Consider the following 11,834-nt stretch of genomic DNA (forward strand, 5'->3'; position numbering starts at 1 on the left):
CGAGGTGTAGTTGTCCTCCTAAGCTTTTTCTAGCTGACTAATATCTCTTATCTCACTATAGTTACGGTAGGAAGTGATCGCGACGACTTTCAGCGGGTCTAAGGGGGGTACTGGGAAGACTACGCTCGCCGTCTGCCTGAGCGTGGTAGTGGGGGGTGTAGCGCCGACGTTACTCGTCGATGCGAGCTCTGAGGGGGGCGCGACGGCTTACCTGGTAGGGGACGTTCCTCCCCCGTACCTAAGGGATGATCCTTCACGTAGCCTGAGGCGGGTTGAAAGCGGTTCGCTGAGGTTGACGATTGCGGTGAATCGGGGGCCTCTTGCCGATCTGCAGGTGGTTGCGGATCACGTGCGAGGCTGGTCTAGAGCCTACAGCGTTGTAGTTGTAGATCTGCCCGCCCTCACAGATGTAGATGCTGTGGAGAGGTACATGCCGCTGCTGAAGCTCGCTGACGCTGTCCTAGTAGTCACCGAACCTAGTCCTGCAGCGATGGAAGCGGCCCTCTACAAGTTCAGCGGGAAGAGTGTAGTTGTCGTTCTAAACCAGCCAAGGCCTTACCCGCTGGCTGTGGTAAATCAGTACATCTCTATGATGAGAGTTTTCTGCCGTAACGCGGGCTGCGAGTACGTTGTCGTTCCCTACGAGCCCGCGATGAGCAGGCTGAGCCCCTCCACGCTGCGCGTAATTAACTACACGAGCGAGGAATTCGATGCAGCAATCATGCGGCTTGCCAGGCTTCTGCTGCGTCAGGTATAAATACAATAGAAACGAATGATAGGTGGTGGTCATGCTTAGAAGAGGCAGAGATGAAGGAGGGGGGAAGCCTAAGGATTTCTTTGAAGAGCACGAAAAGCTGAGAGCGGAGAAGTCCCGAGCGACGGGCGGTATCTCAGCTCATGATCCGCAACCCTCGCTTCAGAGCAGCGCTCTTCCTTCAGCTTCCCCTGCTCTTCCGTATGCTTCATCTCCCTTGAGAACAGCCGATCTTCCACTGGATAGACACGTCGATGCTGGTGAACTGGCTTCTGCTAACACAGGCGGTAGCTCTGCAAAGAGTGGTGATCCAAGATACTCCGGCTTGGATGCGCTGATCTCCAGTTTGAGGAGTCTAGGCTACGAGGTAAAGCCTCTAGAAGCATTACGCGAGTATGCAGCTCAGCTAGATGGCGAGGCAGCTAAGCTGTCGCGGGAGATTGAAGAGAAGCGTAAAAGGCTTGAACTTTTACAACAGGCAAGAGAACTTCTACGAAGATTCGGCATCTAGGGAAGGCAGCGGGATGCCGCTCGCAGAAGCTTCCCGGAACTTCTCGAGGGGCAAGCGCTCCGCTACTCCTGGATCCGGGAAGCAGCAGGCCCCGGAAAAGCAAGTTTTCGCTGAATCGATGAGGCTCAGAACCGGGGAGCTGGGACAGGGCGAAGTCGCTCGGAAGAAATCACCGCTCCTCAAGCTTAAGCTGCTCGGATCTAACTTCCTTCGAATCCCCCATTTCTCCGAAACTGCTCGCGCATCCTCCCAGCCTTGCGAACCCGCCTACCCACTCTGCAGGGAGGAGAAGAAAATCATAGTATACGCGTGCCGTGACCGGGGCTCGCTAGAGATGATCGAGGCTCTCCGGAGAATACTCGCGAGCTTACCGAGGGAGGAGAGGCCGAAGGTGAAGCTGAGAGTGCTCAAGCTGCGGGAGCCTTCTCAGCTGCAGACCTACATCGAGCAGCTCGGCGAGCTCTTCGGAGGTGTATACTTGAGAGATTTGAGGAAGCACGGTATCCGCGCACTCCCAGCAATAGTGGTGGACGGCGAGAAAGTCCTAGAGGGTAGGTACCCCTCTGAGGACGAGCTTAGAGCGCTGCTAGCACCCGCTCCGCGGCAAGCGCCAGAACTCCCGCCAGAGCAGCGTGCTGAGCAAGCTCCCAGCGGTGGAGAAGCCGCGCCCCAGCACGGCCGGTACTTCCTCCCGCCACTCGCCACTCCAGAGGGGGCGACGCCGGCTCAGGGGCTTTGCTCCCCATCTTCACCGATGCTTCACCAACAGAGGTTGCCGAAAATTCGCGTGAGGGATAAGAATAGGCTCGAGGGCGCTGAGGTGCCGCTGCCTCCCCTCGCGCACGGGAGGGTCGTTAGGACTCCCAGCGGAACCATATTCATCGGTGACGGTGCCGTGCGAGTGTACGCTGAGCGGGAGGGCGAGTGGGGGCCGCTGCAGCCCCTAGCGGAGTACCCCGGGACGCAGGAGGTCTTTATCCGCGAGCTAGATGGGGAGGTGTACATCACAGCCGGCATCGAGGGGAGGCGCTACGTGGTTGAGCTGCCCAGGCAGCTCCTCGTCGAAAGGCTGGCCCAGAGAATCGCGATCGAGGCAGGGATCCCGCTCAGCGAGCGGAACCCGCAGGACAGCGGCGAGTTCAAGGGGTGGCGTGTGAACCTCGCGCTGCCGCAGCTAGCTGGCGGCTGGCAGCTCTCCGCCGCTAGAGTTGTTAAAGTGGAGCCGTTTAAGGCCGAGCCGCTCCTCCTCGCGAGGCTCGTCGCACTGGCTGCGTCGCCTAACAGTATTACATTCGTCGGCCCCCCGGGCTCCGGCAAGACCACCGCTCTCATAGGTGTTCTCAGCGCGATCGTTAAACTGTGGCCTAAGCTCCGTGTATCTATAGTTGAGGAGGAGCCCGAGGTGGCGACGCAGGTTCGGGGGCCGAACGTCGTCACCTACTTCAGCTTCGGCGATAGGAGCGTGACGGCGAACATCAGGGCTACTAGGCGCTACGACAGGCCCGACCTCCTGGTGGTAGGCGAGCTGAGGGGCGAGGAGGTGCCCAGCTGGTTCGAGGCAGCTGGCAGCGGCATCCCCGTGCTGACCACGGCGCACAGCAGTGGCTTTAGGGATGCACTGAAGCGGTTAGATACGCTGATACAGGCTGCGGGTTTGAGAGCTTCTGTCCTAGATGTCGTGAGGGTCTGGGTAGTGTGCGGGAAAGTGGTGTCATCTGAAGGCGGTGTTCAGCGCGGAGTACAGGCGGTGTACGTTACTACGCCTGAAGGGCTGCAGCCCATCTTCAAGGCGGGGAGGCACCTGCCGGAGAGGGAGTTCCTGATGCTTCTCCCGCCCGAGCTCCAGCTCGGATTGGAAGGCGCATGCGGCGGTGAGGGCGAGAGCAACGCTGAGAAAGTCTACGAGCGGCTGAAACAGGTCTTTGGACCTCCCTCGCCCGCTATATTCGAGAAGATGGAACCTCTGCCGTTGAACCTCGTTGAATATGGTGAAGAAAAATGGGTATAGTGGACATGTTTAAACGCGTTCTCGGCCTCGCAGCGCCGGAAGACCCTCTCGAGCTGGAGGTCAGGGAGATGAGAAAAGCTGCCAGAAAGGCGGTCAAGCTTGCGGAGAACGCTGCAAAGAGGAGCGGGCGATACAGGGAGGGCGAGCCCGAAGGTCTCTTGAAGGCTGCGGAGGAGCTCAGGCAGGAGCACGATAGCGCGTAAGTTGAGCGATATCAGATTTTCAGGTCCCCAGCGTCAGAAATAAATATGAAGGACTGCATCTCTGCAACGATGAAAGGCAAGAATCCTAGCAGAAGAAGTGGAGCCGTACCTCCTATCGTCACCGTAATCATCGTGGTCGCGAGCGTCGTTGCTGCCGCGCTGGCAGCCTACTTCATCTACTCTACAACCGCCAGGGGCGTCAGGCAGGTCTCCCTGACGGTGATAGGGCAGCCCACCCTCTACGCCACCGCGACCGGTGTGGAGCTCAGGGTCACCTTCAAGAACGATGGAACAGCCGACGTGGACCTCACCGATTCAATCGTAATCGTTCAGGACGTGAGCAAGCAGGGCGTCGAGTTCAAGAACCCAACGGCCGTGGCGGGGGCTAGCCTGAAGCTGGCCTCCGGCCAGAGTATCTCCCTCGTCTACACCGCTAGTGCGAGCCTTGACCAGTTTCCCGACGGTGCCCTCGCCACTCTGCAGACGAAGGATGGTTACCAAGTTAGCTTCGCGGTAGCCAAGCCATAGAGCTCGCGAAGGTAAGCTCAAACAATCTCTCTTTTTCTCCCTCTCCTTTCATGCTTCAGCCGGGGCTGCTTGAGGGCCTCTAACATCCTTCTCAGCGGATAGACGTTGTGCTACGCCACGTTCCTCAACTCCTGCGAGCTGCCGGTCCGCGGCTAGCAGCACTCCTACTCTCTCAAGCTGCTGGCGCAGTAAGGAATAAAAATAGGTGTCCTTCTCTTCGTAGCGATGAGGAGGAGGGGCGGAGTACCCCCCATGGTGACTGTGCTTGTCACTATAGCTAGTATCGTCGCGGCAAGCCTCGTTGCTTGGTTCCTGTATGCTGCTACTCAGAGCGCGGTTCAGCAGCCGCTGGTGGAGGTGACAGCTGCTTACGCTATGGGAAGCGGTACTAGCTGGAGAGTCTCAGTGAACTTGAGGAACGTTGGTAGCGTAGACCTTTCCAGCGTCGCTGCCTGGCTCGAAGTGCCCACGAGCTCTAGCTCTTTTCAGCTGACTTGCACTCCCACCACGCTCAACAAGGGTCAGAGCGCGACGTGCGCCGGACCCGTAACAGCGGCGCTGAGCGATGGTATGAGCGCTGTCGTGACAGTGCAGGGAACTGACCCGAGCAACCGCCAGCACCGCATACCCCTCGGAGTTAAGCTTACAGTCCCCTAACCGCAAGCCTTATAATAATATTCTTTTTCTCTTTCTCTGTGGGCAAGGCTGGCGGCAAGAAAAGTGAAAGCAGCTTCTCGCTCCACACATGGTTCCGCAGCGAGAGCGACGCCGTGCCGTTGGCTCTCGTGATGCTGTCATCGCCCCAGCTGCCGCTCACCACGCTGAAGGAGGTGCGCCGGTACGGCTTCGACTACCTTCCGGAGCCGGAGGAGCTGTACTCGGGGGATGCGAAACTGGACGGCTTCTCCGACAAGATGAAGAAGGTGCTGAACGCCGCTGTCGAGACTCAACGCTCCGGCAGCCGCTCAGCGCTGGAGGAAAAGCTTCGAGACGTGCTAGCGGAGCTGAGGACCACGCTAGAGACAGCCGACTACAACATCTCGAACCTTTACTCGCTAGTATCGACTTTCACGAGCACGGTGCCCGCCACGATAGTGGCGACAGTGGCTTTGATTGGGGGTGGGGCGGCTTCAACCGCTTTAACTTTAACCATCGTGGGCTTGATGTTGGCTCTCCTGGCAGGTGTGGTGATCTTCCCTTGGGAGTACGGCGTGCCTTCGCCGCCTTGGCGCACGTACCTGCCCATGCTCGCCGCGCCCCTGCTCTACCTGCTGTTCACCCACCTGGGGCTTGAGGCGCCGTTGACGCTAGCCCTGGCAGCGGGCTCCGCGCCGACAGCTGCTCTACACTTCTATCATTCCCGAGCCGAGCTGAGGAGGCTGGAGAAGGCGAGGGAGATGGTGAGAGTAGCGGCTAGGGCTGTGGGCAACCCCTACCACGCCCTGGTCAGGGAGGGGCTCATTAGGGATCCTGAGGACTTGCTGAGCCCGGAGTGGAGGGGTTTTGCCAGGGCCGCCACGCTGGGCTTGTGGCAGGTTCTGCTGCACGGCGGCTACGAGAACTTGAGGAAGCTGGAGGAGTACATGTCTCAGGTGCTGGGCTTCGTAAGCCGGTTGAGGAGCAAGACGAGAGTCTTCCTGGTTTACGCGCTGGTCGAGGCGGCGATCGTCGGCGCGATATACGCGGTTGTCATCTCTTCGGGAGCCATCCTGGCCGGGGGCAAAGGAGGTGGGGAGTGGCTCGCCAGGACGGGTATCACGGGCGCCGGCGTGCACGAGCTGAGGGAGTGGATCGACCCCATCCTTGCTACCGTCTCGCTGACACTGGCAGCCGCTACTGCTGGAGCTAGGGAGGGTAGGCCCCACCTCCTGCCGCTCTACCTGCCCTTGTGCGCCGGCGCGGTCTGGCTCGCGTGGCTACTGGCAATCACGTACGCGCCCTACCTGTTCGCGGGGTGAGAGCGTGAGGGTTGACGCACTGCTCGCCGTCGCCGCAGCAGTGCTGGCATCGGTACTGCTGCTCCACTTCTACTCGAGGGCTACCCGGGCTTACACGCTCGCGTTCGACTGCTACTCTAAAGCACTGGAGGTAGCGAACCTAGCGGTGCAGAACCTCACTCTGGCGGGCTGGAGCAGCGTGAAGCCCCCCACGGGCTACAGAGTGATCCTGCACTACCCTGACGGCAGGACCCTTGCAACGGGGACTGGAGGAGACCGCTGCTATGCTTACACGCTAACCGGCGTGAACGGGACCCTTCTCCTCCTCGCGGTGAGAAGTTAGCTGTGAAAAGAACGAGTAAGTGGCACGCAATCACACCACGCCCGTCTTTCTGGTAGTCTAGACCGGGAAGTCCAGGCATAAAGTAGTCCATCTTCTCCACTTCTTGACCGCGTGCAAGATAAAAACGCAGAACTACTCGCTCGATCTGGCTCCTATATGGCATGTTGGAGAAGGAGTTGCGGGTCGCCCCACGAGAGGAGTGCCGCCCCAGCGGTGCTGTGCGCACAGGCCCCTAGCCTTCTTACATGTCTCCTCAGCTCCAATCCCTCACCATTCTTTCCTTCGTGCTGACCAGCTTGAACACCGGGGGCAGGAGCTGGAAACTTCTTCGCTTAGGTGATCGCGATGAACACTCCGTCAGTTACCTTTCAAAATGTCATGCTCTGCCCGGGTGTGGTTATACAGCATCGGCTCCCCCACCTAGCCTTCAAAGCTCAGCTCAGTCAGAGAGCCGAAACGCCGTAGGTCGCATTCATTTACAACATGCTTCACAGTTAAAACAAGCCTGATAGCAATACATCCCTTCCGCGCTAGCTGCAAGCGTTTTTCCGAAATGTTCCAGAAACAGAGATGGTTGGTCGCAATACGTTCCTTCCCGAGCACCGGCCCAGGGCACACGTTCGGGCGTCGCATGCCTTTTAGTTGTAACGTAATTACTCATGATGCATCTGCATATCTATGAGTTTTCGCGCAAGATGAGGGCGCGGGCAGCGTTGAAGATAAATAGTATTATAATGCGTCAGAGGGTGGTGGGCGGTGAGCGCAGTGGGTAGGAGGGTTCTGCTTGCTGCTGCGGCGGTAGCGGTCGCGGCGGTGCTGCTCTTCCTGGTGAGCTTCCGGGCGCCTCCGGTCTCCCTTGCGCCTCCTTCTCTCGTGGCGCCTCCGCGGTACCTGCTGGAGCTGGAGGTGGAGGGGCCCGGTGCTCTGCTGGTGAACGGCTCTGCCTGGAGCCTCGTGAGCTCCGCGAAGCCTTTCACCGCCCTGGTTGAGGCTGCCCCGGGCAGGTGCTCCAGGCTGGTAGAGCTGCTCGTGAACGGGACGCCTGTCAGCGGCTCCAGGCTCTCTCTCGAGGTCGGGGGCAACACGACCGTCAAAGCGGTTTTCGCCCGCTACTGCGTGGTTGTGCGCTTCGAGGTTGCGGGCCCCGGGTCTGTGCTGGTGAACGGCTCGGCTGTCGTGAACGGGAGCGAGCTGGAGGTGGAGCCGGGCGCTACGCTGCTCGTAGCGCTGGAGGCGGCGGAGCGCTTCGAGAAAGCGCTCTACGTGAACGGTACCAGGCTGCAGGGCTGCCCCGGCTGCTGGGCGCCCGTGGAAGTCTACCCCGTCGCAATCCGGGGCGATACCGAGCTGAGAGCCGTGTTCGAGCCCCGCAGAGCAGTGCTCCACATCGACACCGGCGGCCTGCCAGCGATCATCAGCTCCGGGGATTGGTGGCAGCAGGTGAACGGCTCCGCGACCATCGGAGTCGAGGCCGGCAGCGTGGTGAACGTGACCACGTTCTGCGCGCCAGAGAGTGGGAAGCTGCTCTGCGCGGTAGCCTGGCACGTCAGCGAGAGCACCCCCCTGGGCTTGGTGAACGCGACGACACCGCCGAACACCACCCTCCTCATCCGCAGCGACACGTGGATGAAAGCAGTAGTCCTCGAAGTGAAGGGCAAGCCGCCGGAGCCCGCGCGCGGCGCCGCCCTCCTAGACGGGAGGGAAGCCCCAGCCACCATGTACCCCGAGCCTTTCTCAGCCGAGGTGCGCCCCTGGACGGCGAGCATCCAGTACCTCGGCGGCGGGGAGTGGCTGATCGACTCGCCCACCCAAACCTCGCTGCTGCTGGAGCTCCCACGCAACTGGTCCACAGTCACTCTGGAGATCTGGGTGGAGTACGGCTACCCAGGCCTCCAGTACCTCTCCGTCTATGTCGTCGTGAGGGAGTACCCAAGGCAGGACTCCAAGGGCTGCAGCTCCTTCGGCCGCCGGTACGAGGCGGGCGCCTACCTCCGCATCGTCTTGACGAGGAGCGGCGACGTGCTCGAAATGCCCGAAGGCTGGGGCGTGACTAAGGGCTACTGGGTTGTGCGCAACCCGCTAGCAAAGGAGGGCTGGCTCTACCTGATGATCGACGCGGTGCTGCTGAAGCTCCGCGTAAGCCTGCAGAGCTAGCGTGGCGCGAAGCTAATAAGGGTCTGTTTTTTATTTCTAGGCGTGGCGGAGCTGAAGCTAGCTCTACTCTTAGTGGTTGCAGCCCTCCTGCTCTCAGCAGCTGCAGCGCTCGCCAGCCCAGACCTCGTCCCAGTCACGTGCAAGAGAAGCGACAACTCCACCTACGGCTCCACACCGCTCGCATTCGGCAGCATCGTCGTCAGAGCTGACCCGAACTGGATGGTGGATGGCACGTTTGTTGTTAACCCGTTCGCGGCTTCTAATAGTTTTTCCTGGAACCCTGGGCTGTGGCACTTCTTCTACAGGTACTACACCGCCGGCGTTAGGTGGGCTTCGGGCTCCCAGAATGCTTCGTTCGCCCTGCACGTGGCTCGGCTGAACTTCTCCTACAACTTGACGCTCCTGAACCCCAGCCCCAGCTACCAGCCGCCCCCGTGGAGCGTGGCGCGGGTCGATGGGGACAAGTCGTTCGCGTGGCCTAACGGGTGGGGTTGGACGGGTACCGGTAGGGAGTACAGCGAGCTGCAGACGCTCATCAAGGCTGAAGGCGCCGCGTGGCAGCTAGCCCTCCGCCAGCTAGTCATCGAAGTGACGGTCTACGGGGGGCAGGGCGGCGCAGCAGTGGAGCCAGGCTACTCGATCTGGCTCAACGTGCAGTGCTACAACGAGACCAGCGGCGGAGGCGGAGGTGGCGGGCAGCCGCCGGGCCAGGGTGTGACGTTGAAGACCAGCGTCTCGGGGTGCGCGGAGATCGACCCTGCTCCCGGCACCTACAGCTACGCGAAGGGCAGCGCGGTGACAGTGAGGGGTAGGCCGCAGAGCGGCGCCACCTGGCAGGGGATGTACATCAGGCCGGCGGGGGGCGGCTCGTGGAGCTGGCTCCCCTGCGAGTGGCAGAGCGGCTGGTGCGTCGCCACCGTGACCATGGATCAGAGCTACGAGGTGGAGGCTTCCGCGCGCTGCCCGCCGCGAGGCGTGAGAGCGGAGCTCAACTTCACCGCACCCTTCATCCTCTTCGCGAACGCGACGATCGTAGACCCGGATGGCAGGGTCACGCGCACGCTCTGGCCCCTCAGCCCCCAGGGCTGGCTCTGGGGCTACGAGCGCAGCATACCCAACCCCAGCGAGCACGGGCAGTGCTACTCCGTGACCTGGAGCGTCACCCTCAAGCCCCTCGACTACAGCAGGGTAAACTACACAGTGTACAGTTACTTGACTAGCGGGTACGAGTACGGCCCCAGAGGCTCCCTGCTCGGCGGCAGCCTCACGGCGACAGTGACCATGGGCAAGTGCATGGCAGCTAACCGCGTTGTCTACGCTTACGCGACCTTCACCTTCAGCAACGGGACCAGCACAGTCTCAACCTGCGCGGACACCACGTGGTGGAGCAGGTGCCGGTGGTACGCCTTCAAGGATAGAGTGCACGTCACCCCGCTACCCTCCAACTACACGCTCACCATCCAGGTGTACAAGGCGACGGCGAGCGGAGCAACACTACTGCCAGCGAACGGGACCAGGGTCAGGGTCGGAAGCGCGGAGTACGCCGCGGATCCGAGCGGGAGGGTGAGCGTTACGCTGCAGCAGGGCAGCTACGAGGTCGAGGTTTTGACGACGTACTACGGGCCGCAGCTCGCCGCCGAGGGCAGCGTGATCGGCTGGCGCCGCTACCGCTTCTGGAGGTGGAGCGACAACGTCGTGAGCAACCCGAGGACAATCAACCTCAACCGCGACACGACCCTCACGGTGTACGTCTGGGACGAGAGGGCGCTGCTGGTGAGGTGGGAGCCTCACTTCGACGGCGACGCTTGGGGTGTGGTGAACGCGACGAGCGGCGCGCGCTTCAGGCACGGCGAGCTGGTCTGGCTCCCCGTGGGGGGCGAGGCCCGCCTGCTGCCGGTTGAGGGCGGCGGGGCGCTCTTCACCTACTGGCTCCTCGGCTCCGAGTGCATTAGGGGCAGCGTGGTGGTCAGCGACCCCTACCTGAAGCTGACCGTCAACCAGACGGGGATCTCGGCCACGGCGGTCTTCAGGCTCGCAGCCACGAACCAGACCGTGGTGCCCCCGGGAGCGGCCGTGGCGAACCCCATCACCTACGTGCCCGGGACAACCCCCGGAGGGGAGGAGCGGATGGGCAGGAAAGGCTGGTGGCTAGTCACCGTCACCCATGTTGTAACGAACAAGACCTCGCCTGCTGAAGCGGGGATCGACGAGAAGACCTGGATCTACGCTCTGCTCGCGCACGCGAACGGGAGCAGCAGGTGGGCCCCCGTTGCGGGCACGTGGAAGCTGCACCTGGCCCAGGACTGGGACCCCTCGAAGCACGTGAGGGATCTGCCGGGCGGGGTGAAGATCATCGAGTGGGATCAGAGCACGGTCAGCGACTTCCCCAAGGTGCAGGAGCCGCAGGAGTGGAGGGACTGGTACTTCGTCACTCTAGCAGCCTGGAGGACAGTTTTCGAGGAGGCGGGCGGCACCTACAACACCGCGGGGCTCTGGCTGGAGAACGGCACCACCCTCGCTTTGTACAATATCTCGTTCACCTACATGGGTGTGAACGGTAGCCAGGTGGAGTACGCTTTCTGGCAGCCCCTCACCGTCTCCACCCTGACCTTCAGGGCTGAAGCTGTTTACACTCTGACCAGCCATGTGGCCGCTCCGCCAGGGAGGCGCAGCATTTACATGTACATCTACGTGAACGCCACGTGGAAGTACGTTCCGCCGCAGCGGTGGCAGCTCCTCGGCTTCAAAGTGCACGCTCCGCAGCTCGGCTTCCTCGCAGTTCTAGACGCGCCGGGCTGCGGTAAAGTTGACTGCGTAGGGTACTGGGCCCCGCCATCGCAGACCGGGGCGACCTGGAGGCTCTACGTCATCAGCTTGGGAGACACGGAGGACTTCTACGCGAAGCCGTACCCGAGCGGCCTCTTCGGCGACGGCTACAGCAGCGTGAGGGAGTTTAGGCTATCCATGAGGTGGCTCGGGGCCGGCGGCAGGCCCTCAACCCTGATCTGGGGCAGCGACAAGGTCACCTTCAGGCTGGCGCCAGCCTCGGTGTACAGGCTGGACTGGGCTGATCCTAGAGGCCCGTTCACCGCGACGTGGGGCTGCTTCGCCCAAGGGCCCTCAGGCTTGACGCCCATCTCGTCCTACAAGGCGGACATCACGTTCGACTGGGGCGCCACGGGCAGCACGCACCCGCTTAAAGGCAGCCAGGTCTTCAAGGGGGTGAGCCCGCCGGCAACCCTGCACGTGCAAGTCCCGGCTGACGACTGGATCGCCTTCTACCCGATCCCGGAGGGAGGGAGGTACGCGATCGCGCAGGGCGCTTTGGTGCCGGTGCCGCTCGTAGCCAAGTACCCGCCGAGAGCGGGAGGCTAGCTCAGAGCAAGTAATAAATTA

General features: G+C 61.6%; 10 protein-coding genes. All 10 read left to right on the top strand.

Annotated elements, in window-relative coordinates; translation table 11 throughout:
* Positions 1-73 precede the first annotated feature (73 nt).
* Positions 74-757: a hypothetical protein gene (locus tag QXU72_06155; GenBank protein ID MEM0494821.1), complete on the top strand. Its 684-nt coding sequence runs from the start codon at positions 74-76 to the stop codon at positions 755-757.
* A gap of 25 nt (positions 758-782) precedes the next feature.
* On the top strand, positions 783-1,265 hold the full coding sequence (locus QXU72_06160; GenBank protein ID MEM0494822.1) for a hypothetical protein: 483 nt from the start codon (positions 783-785) through the stop codon (positions 1,263-1,265).
* Between the two features lie 118 nt (positions 1,266-1,383).
* Positions 1,384-3,273 (top strand): ATPase, T2SS/T4P/T4SS family, encoded by a 1,890-nt coding sequence (locus QXU72_06165; protein ID MEM0494823.1) that lies wholly within the window; start codon positions 1,384-1,386, stop codon positions 3,271-3,273.
* Positions 3,264-3,476, top strand: coding sequence for a hypothetical protein (locus tag QXU72_06170; GenBank protein MEM0494824.1), 213 nt, complete (start codon positions 3,264-3,266; stop codon positions 3,474-3,476). Before QXU72_06165 ends, QXU72_06170 begins: the two co-directional genes overlap by 10 nt.
* Before the next feature lie 45 nt (positions 3,477-3,521).
* Positions 3,522-4,004: a hypothetical protein gene (locus QXU72_06175; protein MEM0494825.1), complete on the top strand. Its 483-nt coding sequence runs from the start codon at positions 3,522-3,524 to the stop codon at positions 4,002-4,004.
* Between the two features lie 225 nt (positions 4,005-4,229).
* The gene (locus QXU72_06180) at positions 4,230-4,661 is read left to right on the top strand and encodes a hypothetical protein (GenBank protein ID MEM0494826.1); all 432 of its coding nucleotides are present in this window, start codon (positions 4,230-4,232) and stop codon (positions 4,659-4,661) included.
* A gap of 38 nt (positions 4,662-4,699) precedes the next feature.
* Positions 4,700-5,962: a hypothetical protein gene (locus QXU72_06185; protein MEM0494827.1), complete on the top strand. Its 1,263-nt coding sequence runs from the start codon at positions 4,700-4,702 to the stop codon at positions 5,960-5,962.
* Between the two features lie 4 nt (positions 5,963-5,966).
* Positions 5,967-6,284, top strand: coding sequence for a hypothetical protein (locus tag QXU72_06190; GenBank protein ID MEM0494828.1), 318 nt, complete (start codon positions 5,967-5,969; stop codon positions 6,282-6,284).
* A gap of 756 nt (positions 6,285-7,040) precedes the next feature.
* Positions 7,041-8,438, top strand: a complete 1,398-nt coding sequence (locus tag QXU72_06195; protein ID MEM0494829.1) for a hypothetical protein — start codon at positions 7,041-7,043, stop codon at positions 8,436-8,438.
* A 42-nt stretch (positions 8,439-8,480) separates the two neighbouring features.
* Positions 8,481-11,813: a hypothetical protein gene (locus QXU72_06200; GenBank protein ID MEM0494830.1), complete on the top strand. Its 3,333-nt coding sequence runs from the start codon at positions 8,481-8,483 to the stop codon at positions 11,811-11,813.
* Positions 11,814-11,834: the final 21 nt, after the last annotated feature.

This window comes from Thermofilum sp. (assembly GCA_038741495.1).
Taxonomy (GTDB): Archaea; Thermoproteota; Thermoprotei; order Thermofilales; family Thermofilaceae; genus Thermofilum.

Bases quoted from the DNA above. Each gene is read 5' to 3' on its own strand.
- QXU72_06165 (MEM0494823.1), top strand. From the start codon at position 1,384: ATGAGGCTCAGAACCGGGGAGCTGGGACAGGGCGAAGTCGCTCGGAAG.
- QXU72_06170 (MEM0494824.1), top strand. From the start codon at position 3,264: ATGGGTATAGTGGACATGTTTAAACGCGTTCTCGGCCTCGCAGCGCCG.
- QXU72_06175 (MEM0494825.1), top strand. From the start codon at position 3,522: ATGAAGGACTGCATCTCTGCAACGATGAAAGGCAAGAATCCTAGCAGA.
- QXU72_06180 (MEM0494826.1), top strand. From the start codon at position 4,230: ATGAGGAGGAGGGGCGGAGTACCCCCCATGGTGACTGTGCTTGTCACT.